Annotated in this window: 28 protein-coding genes and 1 pseudogene; 17 read left to right on the top strand and 12 right to left on the bottom strand. The window is 41.9% G+C overall.

What is annotated here, in order from left to right; genetic code table 11:
• The first annotated feature begins 6 nt into the window (after window positions 1–6).
• Window positions 7–153: a hypothetical protein gene (locus tag MAS10914_RS33760; protein ID WP_156818045.1), complete on the top strand. Its 147-nt coding sequence runs from the start codon at window positions 7–9 to the stop codon at window positions 151–153.
• Between the two features lie 21 nt (window positions 154–174).
• Here MAS10914_RS33760 and MAS10914_RS0100335 read toward each other — a convergent pair whose 3' ends face one another.
• Window positions 175–468, bottom strand: coding sequence for a hypothetical protein (locus tag MAS10914_RS0100335; RefSeq protein WP_026082235.1), 294 nt, complete (start codon window positions 466–468; stop codon window positions 175–177).
• 48 nt (window positions 469–516) lie between these two features.
• On the opposite strand from MAS10914_RS0100335, the gene MAS10914_RS29095 reads away from it, so the two are divergent.
• From MAS10914_RS29095 to MAS10914_RS31890, 9 genes are all read left to right on the top strand, one after another.
• On the top strand, window positions 517–2,937 hold the full coding sequence (locus MAS10914_RS29095) for an NACHT C-terminal helical domain 2-containing protein (RefSeq protein WP_017313925.1): 2,421 nt from the start codon (window positions 517–519) through the stop codon (window positions 2,935–2,937).
• A gap of 89 nt (window positions 2,938–3,026) precedes the next feature.
• The gene (locus tag MAS10914_RS29100; protein WP_017313926.1) at window positions 3,027–3,692 is read left to right on the top strand and encodes a hypothetical protein; all 666 of its coding nucleotides are present in this window, start codon (window positions 3,027–3,029) and stop codon (window positions 3,690–3,692) included.
• Window positions 3,689–4,315, top strand: coding sequence for a WD40 repeat domain-containing protein (locus MAS10914_RS0100350; protein WP_017313927.1), 627 nt, complete (start codon window positions 3,689–3,691; stop codon window positions 4,313–4,315). The genes MAS10914_RS29100 and MAS10914_RS0100350 overlap by 4 nt, the downstream gene beginning before the upstream one ends.
• Before the next feature lie 83 nt (window positions 4,316–4,398).
• Window positions 4,399–5,655, top strand: coding sequence for a hypothetical protein (locus MAS10914_RS0100355; RefSeq protein ID WP_017313928.1), 1,257 nt, complete (start codon window positions 4,399–4,401; stop codon window positions 5,653–5,655).
• 80 nt (window positions 5,656–5,735) lie between these two features.
• Entirely contained in the window at window positions 5,736–6,818 is a 1,083-nt protein-coding gene (locus MAS10914_RS0100360; RefSeq protein ID WP_017313929.1) for a hypothetical protein, read from the top strand.
• Entirely contained in the window at window positions 6,806–7,717 is a 912-nt protein-coding gene (locus MAS10914_RS0100365) for an AAA family ATPase (RefSeq protein ID WP_017313930.1), read from the top strand. The genes MAS10914_RS0100360 and MAS10914_RS0100365 overlap by 13 nt, the downstream gene beginning before the upstream one ends.
• Entirely contained in the window at window positions 7,681–8,832 is a 1,152-nt protein-coding gene (locus MAS10914_RS0100370; RefSeq protein ID WP_232224065.1) for a hypothetical protein, read from the top strand. The genes MAS10914_RS0100365 and MAS10914_RS0100370 overlap by 37 nt, the downstream gene beginning before the upstream one ends.
• Window positions 8,823–9,461 (top strand): Uma2 family endonuclease, encoded by a 639-nt coding sequence (locus tag MAS10914_RS0100375; RefSeq protein ID WP_017313932.1) that lies wholly within the window; start codon window positions 8,823–8,825, stop codon window positions 9,459–9,461. Before MAS10914_RS0100370 ends, MAS10914_RS0100375 begins: the two co-directional genes overlap by 10 nt.
• 42 nt (window positions 9,462–9,503) lie before the next feature.
• A complete protein-coding gene (locus MAS10914_RS31890) occupies window positions 9,504–11,387 on the top strand; it encodes a CHAT domain-containing protein (RefSeq protein WP_017313933.1) in 1,884 nt (627 codons plus the stop codon).
• Between the two features lie 97 nt (window positions 11,388–11,484).
• On the opposite strand, the pseudogene MAS10914_RS36500 reads toward MAS10914_RS31890, so the two are convergent.
• The 6 genes and pseudogenes from MAS10914_RS36500 to MAS10914_RS0100400 all read right to left on the bottom strand — a co-directional run bounded on the left by MAS10914_RS36500 (window position 11,485) and on the right by MAS10914_RS0100400 (window position 17,517).
• A pseudogene (locus MAS10914_RS36500) lies at window positions 11,485–12,600 on the bottom strand (clostripain-related cysteine peptidase).
• A gap of 91 nt (window positions 12,601–12,691) precedes the next feature.
• On the bottom strand, window positions 12,692–13,942 hold the full coding sequence (locus MAS10914_RS29115; protein ID WP_017313936.1) for an IS701 family transposase: 1,251 nt from the start codon (window positions 13,940–13,942) through the stop codon (window positions 12,692–12,694).
• Between the two features lie 76 nt (window positions 13,943–14,018).
• Window positions 14,019–14,315, bottom strand: coding sequence for a Tn3 family transposase (locus MAS10914_RS35180; protein WP_017313937.1), 297 nt, complete (start codon window positions 14,313–14,315; stop codon window positions 14,019–14,021).
• Window positions 14,246–14,473 carry a Tn3 family transposase gene (locus MAS10914_RS35185; RefSeq protein ID WP_332248782.1) on the bottom strand — a complete coding sequence of 76 codons (228 nt, stop codon included), beginning with the start codon at window positions 14,471–14,473 and terminating at the stop codon, window positions 14,246–14,248. The genes MAS10914_RS35180 and MAS10914_RS35185 overlap by 70 nt, the downstream gene beginning before the upstream one ends.
• Window positions 14,451–17,027 carry a Tn3 family transposase gene (locus MAS10914_RS31355; protein WP_232224067.1) on the bottom strand — a complete coding sequence of 859 codons (2,577 nt, stop codon included), beginning with the start codon at window positions 17,025–17,027 and terminating at the stop codon, window positions 14,451–14,453. Before MAS10914_RS31355 ends, MAS10914_RS35185 begins: the two co-directional genes overlap by 23 nt.
• 22 nt (window positions 17,028–17,049) lie before the next feature.
• On the bottom strand, window positions 17,050–17,517 hold the full coding sequence (locus MAS10914_RS0100400) for a double zinc ribbon domain-containing protein (protein WP_017313938.1): 468 nt from the start codon (window positions 17,515–17,517) through the stop codon (window positions 17,050–17,052).
• A gap of 86 nt (window positions 17,518–17,603) precedes the next feature.
• On the opposite strand from MAS10914_RS0100400, the gene MAS10914_RS0100405 reads away from it, so the two are divergent.
• On the top strand, window positions 17,604–18,509 hold the full coding sequence (locus MAS10914_RS0100405; RefSeq protein WP_017313939.1) for a tyrosine-type recombinase/integrase: 906 nt from the start codon (window positions 17,604–17,606) through the stop codon (window positions 18,507–18,509).
• 232 nt (window positions 18,510–18,741) lie between these two features.
• Here MAS10914_RS0100405 and MAS10914_RS0100410 read toward each other — a convergent pair whose 3' ends face one another.
• The 3 genes from MAS10914_RS0100410 to MAS10914_RS0100420 form a co-directional block, all read right to left on the bottom strand.
• Complete coding sequence (locus tag MAS10914_RS0100410) at window positions 18,742–19,557, bottom strand: DUF1156 domain-containing protein (protein WP_017313940.1); 816 nt, start codon at window positions 19,555–19,557, stop codon at window positions 18,742–18,744.
• Between the two features lie 73 nt (window positions 19,558–19,630).
• Window positions 19,631–20,170, bottom strand: coding sequence for a hypothetical protein (locus MAS10914_RS31360; protein ID WP_017313941.1), 540 nt, complete (start codon window positions 20,168–20,170; stop codon window positions 19,631–19,633).
• A gap of 33 nt (window positions 20,171–20,203) precedes the next feature.
• The gene (locus MAS10914_RS0100420; RefSeq protein WP_017313942.1) at window positions 20,204–21,415 is read right to left on the bottom strand and encodes an ImmA/IrrE family metallo-endopeptidase; all 1,212 of its coding nucleotides are present in this window, start codon (window positions 21,413–21,415) and stop codon (window positions 20,204–20,206) included.
• Window positions 21,416–21,570: 155 nt separating this feature from the next.
• On the opposite strand from MAS10914_RS0100420, the gene MAS10914_RS0100425 reads away from it, so the two are divergent.
• The 5 genes from MAS10914_RS0100425 (at window position 21,571) to MAS10914_RS0100445 (ending at window position 24,244) form a co-directional block, all read left to right on the top strand.
• The gene (locus MAS10914_RS0100425) at window positions 21,571–21,759 is read left to right on the top strand and encodes a hypothetical protein (RefSeq protein ID WP_017313943.1); all 189 of its coding nucleotides are present in this window, start codon (window positions 21,571–21,573) and stop codon (window positions 21,757–21,759) included.
• A gap of 99 nt (window positions 21,760–21,858) precedes the next feature.
• The gene (locus tag MAS10914_RS0100430) at window positions 21,859–22,137 is read left to right on the top strand and encodes a multiubiquitin domain-containing protein (RefSeq protein ID WP_017313944.1); all 279 of its coding nucleotides are present in this window, start codon (window positions 21,859–21,861) and stop codon (window positions 22,135–22,137) included.
• Between the two features lie 9 nt (window positions 22,138–22,146).
• Entirely contained in the window at window positions 22,147–22,530 is a 384-nt protein-coding gene (locus MAS10914_RS0100435; RefSeq protein ID WP_017313945.1) for an E2/UBC family protein, read from the top strand.
• On the top strand, window positions 22,527–23,981 hold the full coding sequence (locus MAS10914_RS0100440) for a ThiF family adenylyltransferase (protein ID WP_017313946.1): 1,455 nt from the start codon (window positions 22,527–22,529) through the stop codon (window positions 23,979–23,981). Before MAS10914_RS0100435 ends, MAS10914_RS0100440 begins: the two co-directional genes overlap by 4 nt.
• Before the next feature lie 2 nt (window positions 23,982–23,983).
• Window positions 23,984–24,244 carry a hypothetical protein gene (locus MAS10914_RS0100445; RefSeq protein WP_017313947.1) on the top strand — a complete coding sequence of 87 codons (261 nt, stop codon included), beginning with the start codon at window positions 23,984–23,986 and terminating at the stop codon, window positions 24,242–24,244.
• 25 nt (window positions 24,245–24,269) lie between these two features.
• Here the strand turns inward: MAS10914_RS0100445 and MAS10914_RS0100450 are convergent, their stop codons facing one another.
• On the bottom strand, window positions 24,270–24,701 hold the full coding sequence (locus tag MAS10914_RS0100450) for a DUF7680 family protein (RefSeq protein ID WP_017313948.1): 432 nt from the start codon (window positions 24,699–24,701) through the stop codon (window positions 24,270–24,272).
• A gap of 79 nt (window positions 24,702–24,780) precedes the next feature.
• Between MAS10914_RS0100450 and MAS10914_RS33325 the strand changes: the two genes are divergently transcribed.
• A protein-coding gene (locus tag MAS10914_RS33325) for an IS630 family transposase (RefSeq protein WP_198014941.1) occupies window positions 24,781–25,658 on the top strand; the annotation gives its coding sequence in 2 pieces (ribosomal slippage) (window positions 24,781–25,110 and window positions 25,113–25,658; 876 coding nt in all).
• A gap of 63 nt (window positions 25,659–25,721) precedes the next feature.
• Here the strand turns inward: MAS10914_RS33325 and MAS10914_RS35190 are convergent.
• Entirely contained in the window at window positions 25,722–26,510 is a 789-nt protein-coding gene (locus tag MAS10914_RS35190; RefSeq protein WP_026082238.1) for a hypothetical protein, read from the bottom strand.
• Between the last annotated feature and the right edge of the window lie 6 nt (window positions 26,511–26,516).

A 26,516-nucleotide genomic window follows, 5' to 3' on the forward strand; every position in this document is an offset into this window, starting at 1 on the left:
CACCTCATGTATCACACAAGTAGCGCTCCCGTTGCTTGCAGTTTCAATGTTTTAGATTTATTGGAAAATTCTTTGGCTTCTTCCCGGTTGCAAGAGGTTCCAGAAGCTGTCAGTTGGAAGCATCGCCCGCCGTCTCTGCAATGGCATTGGTAATGATAATTGATGTACACAAATTTACTCTTTTTTCTCCTCTCCCCCCGTCAAATTACTCAAACTCCGACTTGCAACATCCGCACTCATACCCCAAACCAACAATCCTAAATAATCAGAAAATGGATCAGCACCAAAAGTTGAGCCTTTTTGCACGTAAAGCGATCGCAATCCGACTACCGATAAACCGACTAACAGTGCTAGGGAAAATAATGGTCTTGCAAACCAATAAGTTGCTTGAGTACGAAACTGACTTCCAGGTAAGAAAATTAGGGATTTCTGCAACCACAGCACCCATTGATCCACAGGTTTTTTCACATTAGGAAGCTACAATCAAACCAAGCCCGAAAAAGTCTTGGCGTTCAAATGGTGAAATTAGACCCCAACACTATCAATGAGTTGACAGAAATCCTCAGACCATTTGTAGAATCTGAGAGAGAACGTCAATCTTTCTTAATTGCTGCGTTGGGTAACGACGCACCCGTGTTGCAACACATCAGCTGGGGTGGTTCTGTAGCAACTTTCATACCCCATATGATGCATAAGTTAGCAGATTTTGGTGGGAGACAAGCTCTTTGCGCGGTTTTGGAATACGGGCGATCGCAAATGAGTGTCCATGAAGATGTACAGCAGCGTATCGATCAACTTATTTGCCAGCTTGATGAATCTGCTTCTACAACAAGTGAGATAAACAATATTGATGTCCTGGTGCGGAGAGTGCGGAAATGCTTACATGATAAGAATCAGCGACAGCACGGAACAATACAATTGTTGGATGTTGCCCATCCAGTGGAAATAGAACGCCTTTATACCGATGTCAACATCCTTGAAGAACCTTGCAGCTACTCTCGCTTAGAAATTGATGAGTTGTTGCGAGGTCGTAACCAAAGAGGTGATTTTAACCGTTTTGGTTTATCCAAAGTACGGGAGCGAGTATCAGGAATTCAAGCAGTAAAAGACTACTCGAAATTAATGGTACTGGGGAAACCTGGATCGGGGAAAACAACCTTTTTGCAGCACGTTGTTATTGAATGTAATAACGGCAATTTGCTAGTTGACCATATACCAATTTTAATTAAGCTGAGAGATTTCGTTAGACAAGCTAAAAGGTTAGGTAATTTTAGTTTAGAGTCTCACATCACTTTTTATTTACGAGGAGTTTGCTCTCAACAGGAAGTTACAGACTTACTTGAAGCTGGCAAGATTTTGCTACTAATCGATGGACTTGATGAAGTTCCAGGAGCAGATAGTGATACAGTGGTTGATGAAATTGAGTGTTTTCTAGATAACTATGACCAAAATCAGTTAATTATCACCTGTAGGGTACAAGCACAAAAGTACAGAATCAATCATTTTTATTATCTTGAAATTGCTGATTTTAACTCAGAGCAAATCACGATGTTTGTTCAGAAATGGTTTTTAGAAACTGCCCGGAATAAACCACACGAAGGAGAAATGAAAGCATGGAATTTACTAAATAAGTTTAACTTGCCAGAAAATAAGCAAATTTGCGAGTTAGCAGTTACCCCTATTTTGCTAAGTTTAACCTGTAGAGTATTTGATGATAAAGGTAAGTTTTACTCGAAACTCTCTGAACTTTACGAGCAAGGATTGGAAATCCTACTTGCAAAGTGGGACGAATCTAGGAGAATTGACCGTCGTAATTCAGTTGACTATGGTTTATCTATCAAGCAGAAGCGGAAACTCTTAACTTATTTGGCTGTTCGTAAGTTTGAACAAGAGCAATATATGTTGTTTGAACAAGATGAAATTCAGGCATACATCGCCGAGTATCTTAATATTTCGCCAGAAGATAGTCAAACAATACTAGAGTCGATAGAAGCACAGCATGGGTTATTAGTAGAAAGGGCACAGCGCATTTACTCTTTCTCTCACCTTACTTTCCAGGAGTATTTTGCAGCTAAATGGTTTTGCGAACAGGCTGATTGGGAAATACTAGCCAAGCATATTTCTGAAACACGTTACCGAGAAATATTTTTAATTACTACTGAGCTATCCTCTAATAGCGAACAACTACTAAAAATTATAAAGAACGAAATTGACTACGTACTAGGTGCAGATAAAGAGCTTCAAAATTTTCTTACTCGTGTTTATGCAAAATCCAAGTCTGTTACTGCTACCTATCATCCGGCAAAAATTAGAGCCTTTTATTTCTCAATAAATCGTAATGACATTCTTCTTGACTTTCAAGATACTTCAAATTTTTGCTCTACGCACACCTTTGACATTGATATTAATTCTGTAATTAATCCTGAATATGCTCCCGATTGTGTCCTTGACTTTGAACTTGCTTTATTCCTATACAACGCTTATTGTATAGCTGTTGATCCACCCGTGATAGATGCTTTTAGCTATTTCCATACCAATCAACAGTTTCTTCAAGGATATGAAAAGCTAACTGCATATCAAGTTGAAGCTGAATTTAGAGCGGAACTTGAAAAGATAAAAAACGCATTACCTAGCTTCTCGTGGGAAGACTGGGAGAGCTATAAAAACTGGGGGTTAACAGAAGGTCGAATCTGGGCTGATAGGCTTAGAAGATTGATAGTGAAATATCGAAATATTAGACATAACCTACACCATCTTAAAAATGAACAATGGGAATTACTAAAACAATACTACGATGCCAATAAACTATTAGTAGATTGCTTAAATAGTGCTTGTGCAGTGAGTGGCACAGTTCGACAAGAAATAGAAGATACTTTATTTTTACCCATAGTCGAGATTGAAAAGTACAAAAGTACACAAAGCTACTTGGAACAATAAGCGCTAAACTACATGTCAGTGGTGGCAGTCACAAATTTGTCTTGTCTTCAACTAAAATATAAACGCCTGATAGTACAGGAGCAGTAACCTTGACCGTTCAGCTATCTCAACCTGACTTTCAACGCCTCACCCGCATTGTACAAAACTTACCTGACTTTGCCAACGTGCGCGATCGCTGTCGTTTAGTTGCAGGTGCATTGCAAGGTGTAGCCCAAGCAGATACTATCATGGCGCGGTTAGATTTGGATGGATCGCCGATGGGCGTTTCTGTGGAAGCGGTGCGGTTTTTCTGCCAATTTGGACGAGTTGCTTACGATAAAGAAGCCCTTGCTGTCTTCCTCAACTATATTCAGCCCTTTACTGGGGATGAGGATAAAGATTTTATAGTAGAACTATTTCAGAATTACCCGCTTGATGTTCCAGCCAGTCCTAGCCGTGGAATTAACAATTGGAGAGGAATGGATAGTACGGCTGATATCAAAGAAAAGATTATTGGGGAAAATACCTTACGCGATATCTACATTTTAAACTTGGCTCTGGAAGCATCAAAAGCTGTGGTTCGTATCGCTACTCCCAAAGGTTTAGGTACGGGGTTTATGGTTGCACCTGATTTACTTATGACGAACAATCACGTCATTAAAAGCCAGGAAGTAGCAGCAACATCGACACGACTAACGGCAACATTAAGTTGTGGGATGTATACACAGGCAAACTTAAACAAACTCTGGGAAGTGGATTATCAAGTTTTCGGGTGAACAGCCTTGCTTTCAACCCGGAAGGTAATATCATTGCCACTGGTCAAGTTAACATAATTAAGCTGTGGGATTTAAAAACAGGAAAAGAGCTAGATACCCTGTGGGGACATGCGATAGATGTAAATTCTCTTGCTTTCACTCCTGACGGACAATTTCTCGTGGCTGGATGTTCTCAAGGCGAGATTAAGATTTGGGATTGGCAGAATCGCAGCCCACTACGTACAATCAATCCGGCGGGAAACCTGCTTGGCTCGATAGTATCCCTGTTTAACCCGAATGGTATGCTGTGGTCAGTAGCAATTAGCCCTGATGCACAGATAATTGCCAGCGGTGGTTCCAATCGAGCGATCGCGTTGTGGAATTTTCATACTGGCGAAGTTATACGTACCCTCACGCAACACTTAAGCGATGTTCATTGTGTTGCCTTTAGTCCAAATGGTCAAATTTTCGCTAGTGGCAGTCAAGACAAGACTATCAGGATTTGGAATATTCATACCGGGGATTTGCTTTATACTTTTGAGCATTTGGGCGAAGTTAATTGTGTTGCCCTTAGTCCAGATGGTAAAACTTTAGTCAGTGCAGACAATGCCAGGATAATCAAGGTTTGGGGTGTATCTAATTGATTTTATGATGCTAAAAGCAATACAGGTAAAATAAGCGTAATTTACTATATATAAAGACTCTCTGAACAGCAATAGCTAGCTGTATGGCACTTAGTAGCGAATTAATGCAAAAATTATTACCTTTGCTTAGACCACTGATGGAGAATGAAAGCCAGCGTCGGGGGTATTTAATCAGGGCATTGGGAACAGATAACTCAGTGCAGCACCGCCTAGTTTTGAATACACCTACCAATGATTTTATTCCCAATTTAGTGAATGAATTAGTTGCTTTCGGGGAAATTTCTCCTGGGAAAACTGCGCTTTGTGTATTGTTGGAGGTAATTCGTGAGGATGTAGGAGAAGATGTAAAGTTACGTATAGATCAATTGTTACAAAATATTAGAGCAAAAACTATTAGTAATTCACGCGGTATTTCCGATTCTCTTATTGAACAAGTTGACCAATATTTATCTAATAATGCTTTGCTCACTCTGGAAAAGTTATTGCTGCAAGAGGCGAGAGATTTAGTTAAGGTCATGCAGGGTAAACTTGATGCTTGTCCTATAGTAATATCAACGGATAATCAGTTTCAATGTCTGCAATGTATTCAGTATTTAGAAGCAATAAGTGAACCATTTATACAAATTATTGCAAGAATGATTTATCATGACCATAATTCCAAATATGTACCATCACTAGTTAGAGCATTCAAAATTATTGCAAATCAAGCTTTACCCTTGAAAAATAAATTTCTAGATGAAAAAAGCAGATTTATTCGGCTCTATCCTTTAGCAATTGCAACATATGTAGTGTTTATCTTGGGAGTTCAAGAGCATCGAAATCATTTACTTAGAAACATTTTAAACATTCAACTCAACAGGCAATCGGATTCTCTTCCTAATCTTCCTCTGACTTGTACTCTAACATATCTCTATTATTATTCTGAGTCAATATTTAATGTTACTCTAGGTGGAAATTATTTTGTTCCTGTTATCAAACGAATCAAACAAGTTATAGTTCCTTGGATTGATGATTTTGTACTTGATTCAAATACTGCCTTCTATCAGGGAGAATTTGTGCTTGGTCTAGCTGACATTGAAGCTGAAAAACCTAAGTATTTTTCAAATGAGAAAAACCTTTCATTGAAAGGAGCTTACCTGTATCACCCCGAAGCAATTCGGATTATAAATGAATTTATACGCAATTCTTCACAGTGGCTTCTGGATTTATATCCTTCTCTAGAACAGTTACTCTTAAATTTTGATGCAACAGCTTCACGACTTGATGTAGACGGATGGGGTCGTGTTAATGGTTTTTGTAGAGGGGCGATCGCAGCTTATAGAGGTCAGCCATATTACTGAGCAATTCTAAGTGAGTAGGTCAACCTAACTCTGAATTTATCGGATATCTTACGTTTGAATTTTTTGTAGTTACTTAAAACATGGCAATAAATAGTGATTTAATACAAAAAATATTGCCTCTTCTCACCCAACATTTCAAGGATGAGAAAGATTGCCAATCTTATTTAATCAAGGCTTTTGGTATTAATGAGACCATATCAAAACGTATTACCTGGAATACTTCAAAAGATATCTTTATAACTGATATGGTTAAGGTGCTAGATATCTATAGCGAAATTGCTCCCGGGAAACCAGCACTTTGTGCTTTGCTAACAGAAATCCGTAAAGATGTTGGCGTAGATATTCAGATAAATATTGATAAAATTATTACAGAGTTTACAGGCGTTAAAACACCGCCGCATTTACTATTTGACTTGTTGTTGCAAATGGACTTTAAACAGCAAGCGCGGTTAGTTAGAAAAGTCATGGAGTTGCACCGAACTGCTGCTTTCTTGGTTCATGGTGAACCTTACTGCGGACAGCAACTTTTGGTAAATCGCTTGTTCCGGTTGAAGCCAGAGTGGAAAAATATCTCGCCAATTAAAATCGATGTGAGTCACAACGGTGCAGGTAGAAGCATCCCTCATCTGTGGCGACAGCTAGCATCTTGGTTCCGTTTACCGAAGGATATTGAACCAAAGGAGATTATTCACAAAATATGCGATCGCCTTTCCACCCAAGATGTAATTTTAATCTTTTACACTGTGGATTATATGCCACCAAAGGTTCTAGCGGCGTGGTTGCAAGAGTTCTGGAAACCACTGGTGACACAAGTGGAAGCAAATTGCCCTCCCACTCAATGGAGTACACACTTATTAATGTTTCTGGTAGATAATAGCGGCAGCGTTTGTGAGTCAAACATCCTACTGGCAAAGCAATTTGATGAACCAGAGTACCCGCGAATACCTTTGCACTTACCACCCGTCAGCCCATTTCCACCAGATGTGCTGGATGATTGGATTGATATGGTGACGGCGATGGAGAGTATACAAATACCCATCGGGTTAACATCCAAAATATTGTTTGAGAAGTCGGAAAACGGTATTCCAGAATTTGTTTATGAAGAAATTTGCTGCCATTGTGGTCATACTTGGGAAGGAGGTTTAGCGAAATGGCTGATTTAGCAAGCGTACTCACCGCCAATGGCAAGCAATATTATGCTGGCAAGTCAATTTCATCCCAAGAGTGCCAAAAAAAGGGGCTTTCTCCTTACTTGCCATCATCAGAACTCATAAAAGCCATTAACCTCGCTATTTTCTTAGAAAAACGTCCCTTATTGCTTAAAGGTGAACCGGGATGCGGTAAAACAACTTTGGCTCAAGCGGTGGCTTACGAATTGGGCTTACCTTACGAAGCTTGGTATATTAAGTCTACAAGCAGGGCAAAAGATGGGCTTTACACCTACGATGCGGTTGGTCGTTTGCATGATGCTCAACTCTCTCGTGTGGGGAAAGCTAGCAATTCCAAAGTTGAGAATTTAGATAATTACATTAAATTGGGACCTTTGGGACGTGCGTTTAAAAATGAAAAACGCACTGTAGTATTAATTGATGAAATTGATAAAGCTGATATTGACTTTCCCAATGATTTGTTGCGAGAGTTGGATGAGCAGCAGTTTACGATTGAAGAAAAGGGGGAAGAAGTCAAAGCAAATTGTCCTCCCATTGTCTTCGTTACTAGCAACGATGAAAAGGATTTACCTGATGCTTTCCTACGGCGCTGTCTGTTTTATTATATTCACTTTCCATATTCACAATTAGCTAATATTGTCAAGTCCCACTTTACCGAATCTTCCTCCGATTTAGTAGAAGCTGCGGTGAAGCGTTTTAGCGAACTGCGGCAGAAAATGGAGAAGGGTAAAGCTGGTAAAAAAGTTAGTACAAGTGAGTTGCTTGATTGGTTTGCAGTGTTACGTCAATTTCCTCAAGATGAGGTGTTAAAACAGCTTGAGGGAGAAATCCCGTTCCCAGAAGTTTTGTTGAAGAAATGGGAAGACCATCTGCGGTATTTGCAACAATCATGAAATTAGAAGAACTACCACTACTAGAAATTTTTAACACTCTACGACAGCGACATGGTTTACCGTTGGGGGTTGAAGAATATTTAGTGGTTGTGCGTAGTTTAGAAGCAGGTTTTGGAATTAGCGATCGCCACGAATTAGAGCAGCTTTGCTGTATGTTGTGGGCAAAGTCTGAGGAGGAAAATCGCTTGATTCAACGCTTGTTTGAGCAGATGTGGCGACATTCTTTAGCAGAATCAGGGAAGGAAGATAAAAGCACAGAAAATAATATTTCCAAACCTACACCGGAAGATTTACAGGTTTCCTCAGTTGAAACACCTTCACTTGATGAGCCATTACCAGATTTAGAGACACCTCCCACTATCACCCCCGAACCAGTGCAAGCAGTCCAAGCTGTGCGGAGTAGTCGCCGGGATAGGGAAATGAAACGCCCCCGCTATATGCTGTTGACAGAGTATTTTCCCGTTACCAAGCGACAAATGAAGCAATGCTGGCGTTATCTGCGTCGTCCGGTGCGCCAAGGAGTTCCTACGGAGTTAGATGTTGAGGCGACAGTGGCAAAAATTGGGCGTGAGGGTATTTTACTGCAACCTGTACTAATGCCACCACGTACCAATCGCACTGATTTGGTGTTACTAATTGACCAGGAAGGCTCAATGGTACCGTTTCATGATTTGTCGCGGCAGTTGGTGGAAACGGCACAACGGGGAGGACGGTTGAGAACAACCAATGTATTTTATTTTCATGACTACCCGGATGAATACTTGTATTGTCATCCTGCAATGCTTGATGCCAAGCATATTTCTGAAGTGTTGGAGGAAATTGGAGAACGGGCGGCGGTATTAATTGTTAGCGATGCCGGGGCAGCACGGGGAAATTTTGACCAGGAACGGGTTGAGAATACTAAAACGTGGATTGAGGAGTTACAGCAATCGATACGTTATTTAGCTTGGCTCAACCCAATGCCGAGTGAATGCTGGCGGCAAACTACTGCTGGAGAAATTGCCCGTTTTATGCCGATGTTTGAGATGAGTTCGCAGGGGATGAATGCGGCAATTAGTGTGTTGCGGGGTCGATATATTGTAGTAAAAGAGTTGGATGAATCTTTATGCTACTAGAGTTAAGACAATTGAGGATTCAACCGGGACAGCAACTGCTACTTGAGGACGTTAGCTGGCAGCAATTTGAAAATATTTTGGCGGAATTGGGAGAACATCGTGCAGCCAGACTTTCCTATAGTCATGGTTTTTTAGAAATTATGGTTCCCTTGCCCGAACATGAAAAAGCCAAAGAAATTATTGGCGATCTGGTAAAAATTTTATTGAATGAACGAAGTATCAATTACGATGCTTTAGGTTCAACAACCCTAAAAAGTGAAAAAATGACTCAGGGAGTAGAACCGGATGCCTGTTTTTACATTAAAAATCAAGCAGCAATTATTGGTAAAAATCGCATAAATTTAAGTGTAGACCCACCCCCAGATTTAGCCATAGAAATTGATTTAACTTCCCGCACGCAGTTGGAGAATTACCAAATTTTGGGAGTGCCAGAACTTTGGCGATACGGAAAACAAGGACTACAGATTAATGTCTTGCAAGCTGGAAAATATGTAGAGTCCGATTTTAGTCCTACATTTCCAGATATTCCGATAATTGAGCTAGTAAATCAATACGTCCAGCAGAGTCAAGTTGTTGGTAGCAGCCAAGCAATTCAAGCTTTTAGAAATTGGGTGCGGGATAATATTTAATTTTGGCTTTTATATGTAATGGGAGTCAGTTGAGGTTATTTGATGCCTACCACAAACAAAGATCGGGAAATGCGAATTGCCCAGCGACGGGTTGAAGGGTTTGCCCAGCAGTTTGGGGAAGCACACCGCAACTTGGCTCGTCATGCGGCGTTTCCTTTGGTGCTGACACCTGACTTACTTTACCAAATTTGGGCAAATTTTGTTCCTGAAGCACCTTGGACAGCGGTTGCTCATGTGTTGCTGTCGCGTTTGTGTCGTCAGGTGGGCTATGAGATGTATGAGATGGATATTGGCGATCGCAATTTGTTGTTGCGGGAATTGAAAGGGGAATTTGGACAAGAACGATTTGATGAGTTGGGGGAGTTTTTGCTGGATTATGTGGCGCAACGACTGACTGATGATGACGCAGATACGCAGGATTTGCGGGAGGCTCAGGAGTGGACGGCGTTGGCGTATACCAAGCCGGATGAGGCGGCGCGGGAGTTGGCGCTGGCGTTGAGTCAGAAGGTGCAGCAGGAGGATATGGGGGAGGTGTTGCGTCTTGCTTCGTTAGTGGAGACTTTAGCGCAGCCTTTGATAGAGGCGGGGTTTGAGCCTTTGTTGGTTTATAGTTGTGGAATAAAATATTTTGTTCGTGATAACTTTGTAGGTGCTGCAACTGAATTCAGCAAAATAGCTGGGTGGGACACGCAATTCAATGTTGACGATATAAATTTGCTAGTTCCCAAACAAATAATTAAAAAAATAACCCAACCAACAGACCAGGCTTCTTTAGAAAGACAATTTACAGATATTTATTCAGTTATAATTCATCCAGGAATAGGTGACTTAAACAATGGATTTCCAAGGGGTACGATTCAACTTAGAGATGCAAGTCAAAGCGTATTAATGCAATTTACGATTTCCTTACCCTCAGCGCCAGAACTACTGACACTGTATAAGCGATGGCGATTACTCTACATGAATTTGTGCGGGCGTATGCGTTTGCGTTCTTCACCCATAGAAGATGATGATATATTTGAAATCGACGACGAAGCTATAACAAATGTCTCTGATTACCACGATTTTAAGGACTTGTGCCGAAAGTTACGCCAAAGTATTAACCAATGGCTCGACACTCAGAATTTCATCAACATTGAGCGGCAACTGCGAGCGCAATTAGACCTAACAAAAGAAATTAGGGTGATAATTGTAACCGACGATGAAGTACTAATGCGATTACCTTGGCATCTTTGGGATTTTCTTGAAGATTATCCTTTTGCAGAGATAGCTTTATATCACTCGGAATACTATAAGATTTCCCAAATATCAGGAGAGGCAAGATCCCAAAGAAAAAAAGTTAGAATCTTGGCGATTATCGGTAATAGTCAAGGCATGGATTTAGAGGCAGAAGCCTTAAAAAAATTACAGGATTCAGAAGTCGTTTTTCTTGTCAATCCCTCTCGCAACGAACTTAGCACTTACCTTCGGAACTCCATCGGTTGGGACATTTTCTTTTTTGCTGGTCATACTCAAAACGAAGCTGACACAAACAGAAGCATAATTTATATTAATACGAATATTATAAATAATAGTATAACTATTGAAGAATTAGAAGAATCTTTCAGAGCAGCTATCAAAAAAGGTTTAAAACTAGCAATTTTTAATTCTTGTGATGGGCTAGGAATTGCTCTTGCTTTGGGAAAATTATTTCTTCCCACGATTCTTGTCATGCGGGAGCCAATTCCTCATGTTGTAGCCAAGGAATTTTTCAAGCATTTCCTAAATACTTTCGCAATTGAGCAAAAATCTTTATATCTTGCAGTGCGGAACGCACGCGAAAAGTTACAAGGGCTAGAAGATGAATTCCCAGCAGCTTCTTGGTTACCTGTAATTTTTCAGAATCCAGCAGTATTGGCACCGACTTGGCAAGGGTTTCTTAATTAATATAATTCAAAAATAAGGCAGCCCCCCCACAATCAATCCTATCTTTGCATGAGGTGTAATCACCAACTCAACCCTTAACCCACATCATTCAAAACCTTCACAAACTCCCCCACCCACAACAAGCAAAATCTGACTTCTCATAAAACTGAGAATAACCCCTCACTGGCAAATAAATCGACAGCCCTTTCACACGCTCAAATCTCACCCCTGAACTCACATTTGCTAAAATTAACTGCGGCTCAATTTCAAGAATCATTAAATCTATAACTTCATCAATCACCTTGCTCAATTCATCACTATCGCCAGCATATTTATCCCGCAAAACCTTCAAAAAATCATACAAATCGACAAAATCATTATCTTTAAAACGCACCACTTTACGTTGAGCATGATACAGGGCATTCTCAGTATAAATATCTTCTCCTGCCAGCAATTGACGCAAAACAGCCGCTAATCTTCCCAACGCCTCAGCCAGTTTCTTAACTACCCTCAAATTAGTTGCTGATTGAGTAATCTGAGCTACACTACCCCGCGATTCTCCTTCGTAGTAGCGCCCGTACTCCTGCACAATTAACCTTGCCAGCGCTTCCGCTGTCATCTCTGCATTGACAGTTAAGTTCTGCAAAATCGCTGTATATGGATAACCTGACAGGGGTTCTACCTCTTGGGATGCAACCATGTAATTAGCATTTGCCCGCAGTTGCTATGCAACTTCAACCATACTCATTAAACACGCATCCATGCCAATTAAGCTAACTTTTTTACCTGTTTGCTCTTGTGCTTCCCGAAACGCAGAGTGAAGTTTAGCGTTATCTAAAAAGTCCAGGGATGAGTCATCAAAACATATTGCCCGTGATTCCTCGTCTTCTACTTGCAGTACTTCTAGCACTGAAGAGAGAAAAAAAGCATGAGACAGTCGTCGATGACTACGGGTAAGGGAACGCACTTCATCCTCACTTGCTTGGATTTGAACGCCACGATTTCGCGCAAAGGCGTAAATATCATCTTCTTTCCACCCAGTTCCGTGATTCCAAAGTATAACTGCATAGTTTTGGGCTGGGTAATTCTCGATTCCCCAAACAATAAAGTCCCGTAATGCGCGGGAATCGCCCATGTTCTGCTCAGGGATGTTCTCAATTTGCCTGGGTTCCCCAAAAGGACGGATGTAAATGCGATAAGTATGTTCGCGGTCAGAAAGAGTGTTAAACTGCACTACTACGCTTACCTTGTCGGTAGATTAGATTACTTGTCAATACGGTTCAGTTCAGGACCAAAGTCCGATAAATTAACCCTCTTTTGTCACTCTAGGCAGAGGAAAAGTATAAATAAGGAATGTTGAAGTTTTGAAAAATTGAACGAGTTAGATTATTGACAAGCATTTGAAGTTTAAAAAATCCTTCAGATAACTTAGGAACTGTAAAAACTTGTAGCCAAGGTTTAATTAGGTTAAATAATACAAATGGTTGAAGTATCAAACGGAGGTTATTAAGAATATTATTCCAACCATTTCCTTGATCCCACCAAGGATGTGATGAAAAATTAGATTCAGATTGTGGTGGGAATTTTAGCAGTTGTTCAGAATGGAGACTAACCAACAGATAGGCACTAAAAACAATTTCCCACCATTTTTGTATTTGGGGATAATTAGTTAGGCGAAAATCTGCCCACCCTAATTCATTTTTACTCTGCTTTAAACCATATTCGACCCAAGTTCTTAAACCGTAAAAATTCCCAACTTCTCTTGGCGTAATTTCTGGAAATTTACTCATTACGTACCAAGTGGTGTTTTTTGGAACTTCTTCTTTATCCGTTGTGATTTTCCAATACCTAATTTCCGGATTATCGCCACAGATTATCTCTCTAATATATCTGTTTTCTGAACTTAAATTCGAGAAAACTCTTTTAAATCTTTGCCACTCTGAATATTTAACTTCAGAGCCTGTAACTCCCCATGCTTTGTGGTTTGAACGAATTGCAACTATAAAATTAAGATGAAAATCATTTAAGATTTGAATAAAATTTTTACCACTTTCTCCCTCCGGGTTCGCAGTCGCTTCAAGTCGGCAAAGCCGCCCAACGCGCTGCTCACCGTATAAACTATCTGCCAAGACAAGATTAAATCTAAACCCCATAGACCGCAATTCTTTTATCATCATCGCAGCTATTTCAGGCTTGGTTAAATATTTATCTCCTGGTTGTAGTCTTTCTCTCGGTTTAGAAACTTCAAATATTAGAGGAAACGTCATTCCTGATAAAACTGCATATGCTGTAACTGCAACAATACCATTATCTGTTTTCCCTAAATTTCCAATGTACTGCCGTTTGACGTAATCCGTTGTATTTCCTTTTTTCTTGTCTCCTGTTTCATCAATAATTAGTACTATTGGGCGACCCTGAAGTATATATAATATGAATTCTAATCTTTGTCTCCTTAATTCTTTTACATTCCAAGGTGATTCTGTTAAAAAATGGTGTAATGGTTGATGATTATCTAGCCCTACAACTTTTGCTATCGTCGGCAGAGTTTTACGTTTTATATCTGATACCATACCCATGTGTACGTACTTGGCATCACCGTGCCAAAACGGGAAAATTGTACGCTAAGGCTGAAACTCATATCCAGTAAGCGTTTCAGCGATACTTATTTTCCTTGATCCGCAAAGGACGCAACTTATCAAAACTGGTCGCTTGTTTCAAGTTCCACACATAATCGCCAGTGAGATTGATATGCTCCCATCCCAACGGCGACAAATGTTGTAAGTGTTCTTCAGGAATATCCATACATAGTTGTCTCAAATAATCCACAGCTTTTTCTAAGTACACCGTATTCCACAGAACAATCGCAGCAATGACCAAATTCAGCCCACTAGCCCGATAAAACTGGTCTTCATAAGAGCGATTGCCCGAAGGGCAGTGCGCTTCGCGCAATCACGCACCTCCCCCAAACGATTAAAAAACACCGCTCTTTTAAGAGTATGTTTCGCCTCACCCTTATTTAGTCCCGCCGTCGCCCGTCGCCGCAGTTCTGGACTCTGCAACCAGGAAAGAGTAAACAAGGTCCGCTCAATTTTCCCCAACTCCCGCAAAGCTAAAGCTAAACGATTCTGCCGAGGTATGACGCGCCAATTTCCTCAACATCAAAGAAGCTGTCACCGTCCCCGTCCGAATTGAACTAGCAAGGCGTAGAATCTCATCCCAAGATTCCTGAATCACTTTCACATTAATCTTGTCACCGAGCAGGGGTGCTAAAACCGAATCAGGAGAACTAGGTTCAAAAGTATACAACTTATTATCAGGTAAATCTCGCATTCGGGGTGCAAATCTAAATCCCAACAGATGGCACATCGCAAACACATGCTCAGTATAGCCGCTTGTATCCGTATAATGCTCCTGAATCTGTAAATCACTTTCGTGATACAACAAACCATCCAAAACGTAAGTTGCATCCCTAATCGTGGCGTTAATTACCTTAACGTGAAATGGGGCATACTGGTCAGAAATATGCGTGTAAAAAATCACGCTTCTATCTTTACCATACTTGGCATTGATCTCTTCATTAAAACTGCGATGTCCGCCTGCTTTAAACCTTTGACCATCAGAAGAAGATGTTGTCCCATCACCCCAATAAGCAGCAAACGGTATCTGTGCGTGAAAATTCACTACCTCGGCTAAAGCCTTGGAATAAGTTTCATCCCGAATATACCAATCCGCCACCCATGCTAAACGCTCAAAGGACATTCCTTGAGTTGCGTCAGCCATCCGCGTTAAACCTAAATTAATACCATCAGCAAGCAAGGCACTTAACAAAACCACTTTATCGGATACTTGTTCTCCTGAATGTAAATGCGTAAAATGTTTAGTAAATTGTGTCCAGGAATCGACTTCTACTAACAAATCAGTCAACTTAATTCTTGGCAGTAAACTATGAACTTTTTTACTAAATCCATCAACCTCCTTTGGGACAGTATTGGTAAGAGGAGTGATAATTAACTGCTCATTTTCTAACCTGACATCTACCAGTTTATTCTCTGTAATCATTGAAGAAACAACCGATAATTGTTCAGATAATTCGAGTGAGCGTTGCTGAATATAGGTAGTAAAATCCGTCGTGACTGCCACAGGTATCGTATGAGAAGAACGCATTGACTGCCATACGTTATCTGCTAACAGATAATCCTCAAAATCTTGGAACTGCTTCGACCCTGCTACCCAAATATCACCAGAACGCAAACCATTGCGTAACTCAGTTAAAGCACACATCTCATAGTAGTGACGGTCAATAGTATCGCCCTTAAATACGTGTTTTGACCAACGCGGTTTAACGAAACTAGTATCTGTAGATTCCGGCACATTTCTGCGACCAGATATATTTAACTCTTTAATGACCTCCAAAGCTTTCAGAACTGGTAAACTTGCAGATGTAGCTTTAAATTCAAACGCCTCTAACAACTTAGGTGTATACCGCCGCATCTGTGAATAACGGTTATCAATCAATTCAAGATAATCAAAATCCACGGGTCTTGCTAGCTTTTCAGCTTCGGCAACACTACTAATAAATTTTTCCCAATCCAATACAGATTCAATTGCTTGATAGGCATCATTTGATTCATCTCTAGCTGCAATTAATGCCTTACCCACTTGAGCATACAATCGAACTTTCTCATTAATTGCTTTGCCATCACGTTGAAACCTATCGCCATGCTGATGCTCACTTTTATTAAATAATTTACCCATCATTTTATCGTGCATCCGTATGGCATAATCGACCAAGGAAGCACTCCATTCAATGAGAAAAGCAACTAAAATGGCATAGCGTCTGAGTTCATCTAACCTAGATAGGTGAGCAGGTGTAGACTTGGCACCAGTTCTGGTAAATTGCAGCAGACGATTTTGGTGTATTCGTTTCAAGCATCCAGAATCGAGATGGAGATGACGAATAAACTCCAGTCGTTCCACCAATTTTAAAAAGTTTCTCGGATTAGCTTGACCTGGCGGTTGACGCAGCCAAATTAAATTAGTCAGCTTTTTATCAGGCTCTAGAACTAATAACTTATCCAGTGCTGTCTTTTGTAATGTTGTTAAACTTTTAGTTAACTCAAGACATACTAATTTTTGAGCGCGATGTCTGACTTCCCAGGCTAGACGTTCTACTGTAGAAATAGCTGGAATAATAATTTGGCGCAAGCGCATCTCATCAATTAATGCTCCCACAAGTGCCATCCCTTTATCTGAGGATATGGCAAATGGTAATAACCATTTTGAGAGTTGCTTGTATGTAGATGTATTAAAAGTCCGAAATCCAAAATTATTCTGAATTTCAGCCAAATGTTCGCGTCGAGTTGTATCCCTTTGGGAATATTCTGTAATAATTATCGGGTCAAGTTTTAATTGAGATGCAATATAAAACAGTACAGATATCGGTACTATTTCTCCTAGAATCCAAACACGACCGGGAAAGCGTAGGTAACACAACTGCACAGCAAAACCCAGACGATTGTGCGGTCTACGACGCTCTTTAATAATTTTGAGTTCGTCATTACTCAAGGTATAGTAGCGAGCTATATCTCTTGTGGTGATAGAATCGGGAATTTCAGTAAATTGTAGTCGCTGTACTGGAGATAAAAGTTCGCGCGTTGCCAATTAGATACCTGTATATTTGGTTTTAAGGACTGGTTTGATTTTGTTTGTAATTTGTACCGCAGTAAGGACAAAATTTGAATTTCAGCGACATAATTGGTTCATTGCAACTAACACAACGATTCCGTAAGGCTGTACCGCAAGCAAAGCAATACTTCGACCGTAAGTCAGTCCACATTTGGTCAGGGGTAGTTCCTGGAGTCCAACATTTGGGGCAAAACTTGAGCGAAGTTATTGTTTCTGGAGAGACTTTCTTAGCTGCTGCATCCAAGTATTCCGGTGGTATTCCCAACGCCGAAGCCAGACCACCTTTAGCCTTTTGATTGAGCCTTGAAGTTTGCCCACCTTCAATTTTGCGGATGGTTTGGATGTGTATCCCCGCTTTTAAACTCAACTCTTTTTGGGTTAAAGAAAGCTGACCTCGCAATCTCTGGACGTAATTAGCCAGTCCTTCTTCCCCCAAGGGCCGCGTCGAATGTTCTGTTACAAGCATCAAAATATATCTGAAAATATATTTGATAATGATAATTTAATATCTAAACTTTTATTCAAATAAATTGCCAAAAGCCCTCTAAAGTAATGATATCTTTAGCTGCTTTAGCCACTAAATTTTTAGAACGTCCGGGGCTAGCTCAAAGTACTCTGCGTTCTTATGAGTCTACGATTCTCCCCTTGCTCAAGGAGTACGGTCGATGGTCAATAGAAATCATTGACAGACAAGTTTTGGTGGAATATCTTAATCATTTAACTGATGTTTCCTATACTACACACCACCGTCATCAAGCTGTAATCAAGGCTTTGTTCAACTTTGCTGTTGATATGGGATATCTCAAATCTAATCCGGTTGCGGGACTCGCAAGACGCAAACCCATTCGAGAGCAAGGAGAACACGCTACGGATGAACTGGTGCGTTATCTTACCCCTACTCAGTTAAGTGTCCTATATCAAATTATCAAACCAGATGTGCGAATGTCTGCGTTGGTGCGTTTGTTGCATACCAGTGGTGCTAGGATTGCTGAGGTTTTGGCTCTAAATTTAGATGATATAGACCTCAAAGCCCGGAAATTTCAGGTTGTTGGGAAAGGCAACAAGCAACGGTGGTGTTTTTACAGTGAAGTTGCTTCTCACAGTCTAAATCACTACATTAAATATTATAGACACCCCAATCATCCGGCACTGTTTACTGCTCAACAACCAAAAACTTTGGTTGTCTCCCGTCTTTCGTACCGGATGGCGCATAAATCTTGGACTAATCTCATTGCAGCAACTCCAGAACTCCAAGAAGTTCGTCTTCACGACCTACGGCATACTTTTGCTACAGAGCGAGTGGGGCTAATGGGGATTGAAGAACTCAGGGCGCTCATGGGACATGAAAGCATTCAGACCACATTACGGTATCAGAAAGTAACGTCTCAACGTGCCGAAGAAGTAGCACAGTTGGCGTTAAAAAACTTACCAAATTTTTCGGACAATTTCAGTATATAGCTTGATTATGTGGACAGAAAAAATACTTTTTTCCCCAAATACTATCTAGGTGCAGGGAATACATACTACTCTGCACCATCAAACTGAGTCTTAATGCACCCTCAAACTTCGGTGTGGTAGATGGGGATGTCAAAATTGCTCAAAACAATGTATTTTCAAAGCTTTGAGGTCTATCTCCTGATATGAGTGTACATTCATCGTCTGAAATGCTTAGTATGAGGCACTTCCAGCCTTAGCGTACAATTTTCCCGTTTTGGCACGGTGACGCCCTTGGCGTCAAAATAGTTCTGACTTTTCCTTTATTACCTCTAATCATCTCAAGTTTGATTTGTTTCCCTTCTGGATCAGAAATTGGCTTGATAGCACACCATCTATGCCAATTTTGTTTTTCAGGGCGATTGTAAATCCACCAAGTTGGACATAATGGCACTACTGACTTACAGTTTGGACAAACAACCGTATGCGCCCAGAGGTAATACAACACAGTTTCTCCAGGGTTAGATGGGAAAAACTCAGCCAATCTTTTCTCCGCTTCATCCCCAACCCACTTCACCCATTTATCAATATCCTGCTGCAAATCGGGACCAAATTTCAGCGGATATTCCATCGCCGCCTTCATCGTCACCACCGCCACAGGATTCAAATCAGAAGCCAGCACATTTAACCCATATCTCGCCGCTTCAAAAGGAATACTTCCACCGCCTGCAAACGCATCCAAAACTGTGGGTGTGCGAGTTCCCCAAACCTTCTCACAATAATCTTGCACTTTCTTAATTCGCACCGAACTAGGAGGCGTTTTGTAGAGTTTTACCTCCTTCCCCGGTTCCAACCCCAGCAAATATTCAAATTCTTGCATCGTCACATCTGCTGGTAATAATGAAGCCAATACACTGGCGCGACTAAATGACAATGGTTTACGCGAGTACCAGCGATGTAATCCTTTGAATGGGTTTCCGCCGTGTTCGTAGTATACCTGCTCGTTAAGCAGTTGCACGGGCATCATTCTTTCGATGAAGAGGGCGGGGCGTTTGGAGGTGGGATTGGGCATAGATTGTTCGTGATACTACAGCTTCCTTTAAGTATTATGGATTGGGGAAACTGGAAATGCCATTTTGATATGGTCACTTCAGGCTATAACCTTCTTCAATCAACTGAGCGTATATTTTATTAGCGACAGACGAGCAAATAACATTGCTTTTAACGGCTTTGGTTAAAATACCTAAAGTTCCAGTAACTCGAATACCTCGTTCTCTAGCAAAACGTTTAGCTGTACCATCATCAGAAGCAAAAACCCAGTTGCGGGTACGGGCAATAGCCATTGCTTCTGACTGTCCCGTACTAAAACGTTTCCTATATTCCATAGACAGGCGTAACTCTACAATTTCATGATCTGGGTTAACCTCATCATCCGGCGATCGCATCCAGCCTTCCTGCAAAGCCTGATTAATCGCCCGTTGTTTTGCACGGTTACGCAAGCTAGCAGAATTACAGGTGCTTGCTGTTCCAGCTTGAATCTCTCGTCGAACCGCCTTACTAACAAAGGCTCTACCCGCGTAGAGCCTTCTAAGAACGTGCAATATCTGTGCTAAAGTAAAATTACTCAGAACAGTGTGATCAAAGATTATTGGCGATGCCTCTGGTTCAGTATTTTCCTTTTTCACTTAATTGTTTCCGTTCAAACTCACACCAAATTTTTAAGCATTCTCAATGTCGCTTAACAATTCTGAATCCGAATCAACTCCCAAATCAATGGGAATATCTCTAGCCATTAATTGAGATTTTGCTTCCTCTAACGAACATTCTAACAATTCAGCTAACTTGCCTAAGCTGATTAGACCTTTACGGTATGCATCAAACACCATTTCCACATACTCATCAGGGAATTGCTTTAAGTCTTCAAAGCGAGGTGTTAAACGACCGATAGTAGCTAATAAATTAGCTACTATCTCTTGAGAAAATTCCTCGCGAGTGCTTTTATCAATTAATTCCACTCCTTTGCTAGCCATGCGGTTGAGCATAGCTTCATAACTCACACCAAAATCTAGCGCTAAGTGCATGACAATTTCAGGAGTTATTACGCCATCAGACTTCTCCAAGTAAGTTATCAATCGTGGGACAAGGGCTTCTTCCGGCATCAAAAAATTAGCCGCAAACCATTGAGCAAAGTATTCTTCTGGTTGGCGGTAATTGCCACTTGGATCGCAGGTGATCCCTTTATTTTGGCGATGAATCAAGTGATGGCAATATTCATGCGCCAATACGAAATTGAGCTTATTCGCTGAATTTTTCGCGATGTTACCTTTCACTAGAACGAAAGAACCAAGGGAGGGTGAAAACATAAAACATCCTCCTAATTTAGGAGTCTTAAGATGCCATGCCATCACCCTAACTCCCTGACTCTCCAAAATATCCCACATATCTCTAATAGGACTTGAATCAGGAAGTCCCAGTCGGGCACGTTCTTTTGCCGCCATCCACCTAGCAGCAGCTGGGGTAGGCTTGAAAATGTTGTACTGTGGCTCGGTTGAGTAGGGATCAGGAATACGGTTAAGCGAACGTGCTAACTCACTAAAATTGCGATAAAACTGACGGAAACGCTCAATTTGGTCGCGGTCTTTTGATATATCTACGGCTTGATTGGCGCTGAAAAGGATTTGGGTTGGGTCGTCCTCCTCAAAATTACTAGCTTCTACTGTTCCAGACCCTTCATCAAAGAAAAACAGAATACTCTTGCCCACCAAACGGGAGAACCGTTCGAGTTCCAGACTGTCTACCTTACGTTTGCCACTCTCAATTAAAGACACAGCAGAACGCGGCAGTTCAAGATGCTGTGCCACAGCATCTTGAGACAGTGAAGCCTCTTCCCTAGCAAGGCGAATTCGGCGACCTAGTTCTGCGTAATTCATTCTCCTTGTAACCTAAGCTTTATTTGAATATCGAACATTTAATTCAATTTTAGAACGATTTGACAACAAAATCACTCATATTATTGTTAGATTTTAGAACGTTATGCTAGTATGTGGTCAGTCAACATTCGATATTCAAACAAGAAGGAGTGCTTATGTCTGACGAACTGAAAAAACCAGGTGAAATTGCACAACGGTCTGGCCAATATGAGATTACTGGACCGCGTGGCGGCGGGACGGGAGAGGAACGAACCGTAACAAAAGGTGAACCTCTACCTCCAACTCCACAAGCAGGTCAGCGTTACAAACTAGTTGACCCTACCAAACACAAAGGCTCTAAATAGTCTGTTGTCCAAACCGCTTGTTCTTGGGGAGTGCAAAATCTGCTACTCCCCAATGCTCTCATTCCAAAACTACAACATTAAATTTACAAGGAGTCTGATATGCAGATTGAATCCAAGCAAGACGCAGAATTATTGGCGAAAAAACCAAAAACAATTACTGTCAACATCAACGAACGCCTTGTAACTTTCTTAGAGCATAAGGCTACAGGCTTGGAAATTAAGCAGACTGCCATTAAGCAGAGCGTAGCAATTCAGGAAGATTTCGTGCTGTTTGAGGTCAAAGGCAATTCTTCCCTCAAACAAATTGGGGATTGCGAAACCGTTACCCTGCATGAGGGGCAACAATTCCGTGCCACTGCACCCGATGACAACTCGTAGGAAATACCGATGACTCCAGAAGTTGAACAGGCGATCGCAGAAATTAAGCAAGCCTTTCCCGAGCATGCTCTTGATGTAGAAGCCGAGGCGCAAGGGGGAGCATACGTCATCGTCAATGATTTGCTGATTGGCGAACAGTATGTTCCCTCTACGACTTGGGTAGGGTTTGTAATTTCTTTTCAGTATCCCTATACAGATGTCTATCCGCACTATCTTGACGCGGGGTTACGCCGGATTGATGGTTCAGTACAAGGCGCTGGATTCCAATATCCTGTCAATTGGCGTGACCGACAAGTCATTCAGGTGTCGCGGCGCTCAAACCGATGGAATCCTGCCATTGACACAGCCGCAACCAAGTTAAATAAGGTTCTTTCATGGTTGAGGAGCCAATGAACAAACCAATCTCGCTTAAAATTGATGAGCCACTTTTTCAAAAGCTTCATCAGCATCTTTTCCCCGGTGATGGGGATGAACATGGAGCTGTAATAACAGCAGGCATTGTAGAAACATCTCGCGGCATTCGGCTACTTGCGCGTGAAGTTTTTCTAGCGCAAGACGGGTTTGACTATGTACCAGGTACTCGCGGCTACCGTGCTTTAACTGCAAAATTTGTGGCTGAAAAATCAGGCTACTGTGCGGAACAAAATCTCTGTTACCTCGCTGTACATTGTCATGGTGGGAGGGACGAAGTTTGTTTCTCCGCTGATGACATAGCATCTCACGAACGCGGTTATCCGGCGCTGCTCGATATTACTCGTGGCGGTTCAGTAGGGGCGCTGGTGTTTGCCAAAAACGCCGTAGCAGGGGATATCTGGACTCCCTCTGGTCGCTTTCAACTCGACCACATGACTATCGTTGGTTCGCATATCCGCCGACTTTATCCCTCTCCCCAACCCCGACCGCGAGCTGCTGACCCCATGTACGACCGCCATGTTCGGATGTTCGGCGATGTGGGGCAAGAAATTTTCTCCAACTTGAAGGTGGGAATCATCGGACTTGGTGGGGGAGGTTCGCTGATCAATGAATGGTTATCCCGCTTGGGAGTCGGACATATCGTCGCCATCGACTTTGACCGAGTTGAATTAACCAACCGCCCCCGCATTGTCGGTACAACGCCTTGGGATGCAATGACTTGGTTAACCAAGTCACGCGTTCCCTGGTTAAAAAAACTTGGCAAGCGGTTGTCTCCTTATAAAGTCCACGTTGCCCGTCGAGTTGCCAAGCAAGCAAATCCCTCCATCCGCTACGACGCAATTGTGGGGAACATCGTCGATGAGTCAACCGCAAAATTGCTGGTAGACATCGATTTCTTGTTCTTGGCAGCGGACTCCATGCAAAGCCGTCTAGTCTTCAACGCGCTGGTGCATCAGTACCTAATTCCAGGGATTCAGATTGGTGCCAAGGTTCCTGTGGATAAACAGACAAAGCAAGTTGGCGATATTTTCACTGCTACCCGACCCGTACTTCCTTTTCCTTATGGTGGTTGTCTGCACTGTCATGAATTGATTCCGGCTGGGCGGTTGCAACAGGAAGCATTGAGCGAAGAGGAGCGCCGAAATCAGCGGTATGTTGAGGATGAAGATATCGCTGAACCCAGCGTCATTGCCCTTAACGTTAAGTCTGCCGAACAAGCCGTGAATGATTTTATGATAATGTTCACAGGGTTGTATAAACCAGAAGTCAAGTTGTGCCATCAGTTAAGGTTTGCGCGAGAACGCAGCATCATCAATATTGAGCCGCGTGCAAATGATGATTGCTTAGACTGTAGCAATAATTCTCGCAGTCGTCGCGCTAAGGGCAATCGCCATCGTCTGCCTTGTCGAATTCCATTTTCCAGAAGTTAAACATGAAATTTCAAGGAGCAGTCATCAAGGAACAGGGAGTGACTTTTGCTGTGGTTGTCGTCAAGAAGCATATTCTAGATAACAAAACTGAAGCTGACAAAACTATACGGATGTTTCAACCTATATTCCCAGGAATACCTATTGTGTTGATGGCTCAAGACTTCAGAGGAGTCCCTACTTATTACGGTCGTAGGGATATCTCCCAATTTATGGCAAGTATTCCAATTCAATGCGTGTCTTGGAAGGAGTACACACTAAGTTAACAGCAGTAGAAATGATTTTTCAGAGTTAACTATCTTCTAAAAGTATCCGCATCGCCTTCAATGCTACACTCCTTTTACCATTACTTATCTTGGCAAACCAGTAGTGTGACTCTTCATTACTCATTGCAGTAATCCCTTTGGTAATATTAGCAATTCGTTCTGGTTTAGAAAGCGGTTGCAAAGTCTGAAATAACAACGCCAAATTTGTTCCTGATTCCTCATTCAAAACATAAGGCGTTTGACGATTATGAGTTAAGGTTTTAGGGTCGTAATTATTCGCCTTTAAACAATCATAAATTGCTTGTTTTGCTTGCACCAATGCACTACCCTTCAAGCGCCCAATACGCTTGGCAGAGGGACGCTTTTTTTCTCCAGCTTTTTTATAAGCACACTGATACAACTCCAGGGCAAAGTTATTGTTGTCTATGGGAACCACTCGCAATTGAAACTCTTGCATATTTATTGACTGTTATAGCTATAGCCAACAAGATTAGGACGTAAACTAAAAGAGTTCCCAGAGCGTCTACCCCATTTCAATGGCTAAAGCTTATAGTGATGATTTCCGGCAAAAAGTTATGCAAGCGATTGAGTTGGACGGTCTCAAGAAGTCTGAAGCCAGCCAAGTGTTCAATATCAGTCGTAATACGATTAACTTGTGGTTGCAGCGCAAAGCCCAAACGGGTGATGTCAAACCCAAACCGAGGAAAGCATCGCAGCAGAGCGGCAAAATCAGCGATTGGGAGAAGTTTCGCACTTTTGTCAAAGAGCATGGGGATAAAACCCAGAGCGAAATGGCACAGCTATGGGATGGGGAAATTAGCCAACGCACGATTTCAAGGGCATTACGAAAGATAGGACATACACGTAAAAAAAAACATACGGGTATAGTCAACGAGATGAAGCTAAACGGGCAGCGTTGTTAGCGCAACTGGATAACCCGAAAGCGTCTCATCTGGTATATGTTGATGAGTCTGGTATGGATGAACGCGACAACTACGGCTACGGATACTCCCTTGTTGGGGAACGCTTCTACGACCTCAAATCGGGTCGACGGCAAGGTCGCATTAATATGATTGCTGGGTATCGAGAGGGGCAATTGATTGCGCCATTTACTGTCGAGGGGGCGTGTAACCGAACCGTGTTTGAGACCTGGCTAGAAACGTGTTTGATTCCGGTGTTGCGTCCGGGTGAGTGGGTGATTGTAGATAATGCAACGTTTCATCATGGTGGTCGGATTGCCCAATTAATTCAAGCTGCAGGGTGTCAGCTAGTCTATCTGCCGCCCTATTCGCCAGATCTTAATCGGATTGAAAAGTGTTGGGCATGGTTAAAAAGTAGGGTTCGCAAGCTGTTACCCAAATCGGATAATTTACGTGATGCAATAGAAACCGTTCTCAAGCAAGCAGCGTCCTAACTAATATGGCTACGGCTATAACTGTTAACTGTCAACAGTTAACAGTTAACAGTCAACAGCCAACTAATACGTCACTTTAGCCGTCAAAGACAGCCTCTCAACCGGGTTACGATTCAGGGCTTGTTTGATATTACTGATTTCTGTGCCATCTGGTTGCACTGTTGCCGAAAATTCAAAGATTAGCCGCAGCGATACATCGGCTTTGACATCGGGACTACCTAGCAAGGTGTTGACAGGACCTTGGAAACTCTGAAATCCTTTGACGGGACCTTGATATTCTAATCTTATAAATTGTTCCCCAATGGTAATCGTTGCCGTTTGGTCGATTTGCAAGGGAAATTTCGCCAACAGCGGGAAAGCCGTCATTAGCTTGCGGTAGTCCATGACTTGATCCACAGAAATTGCCAGAGATTTTATCCCCTGGACTTTATTGCCCTGAATGCGATCGCCTAATTCATTAAACACCCTATCGAGCGTTCCATCCAAGTCAAATTCTTCTGGTTTTACCTGGAATAAGCCTGGTTGTTCTCCTGCGTTAGGCGTACGAGTTGTACCTGTACCATAAGTTAGTATCGTTGCTTGGGTTTCCTTCTCAATGGCTTCGCCATTGCCATAGTCAGCCACAATTTTGAAAGCAGTGGTTTTGGCGATGGTAGTCTCGTACTCATCACTAGGGCGAAACTCACCCGCCACAAAATCCCCATCTTGATAAAGTTGAATCGCCAACGCCCCTGAAGCTTTCCACCTGACTCGCACTGGTTTTTGAGAATCAGTACTAGGCATTACTTGGGCGCTTAGTTCAATTTCTCGTGGTTTTGGTGGTTCCAGAATTCCCCGGCGATAAAGTACCATCCTGTC

The sequence above is a fragment of the Mastigocladopsis repens PCC 10914 genome (genome assembly GCF_000315565.1).
Taxonomy (GTDB): Bacteria; Cyanobacteriota; Cyanobacteriia; order Cyanobacteriales; family Nostocaceae; genus Mastigocladopsis; species Mastigocladopsis repens.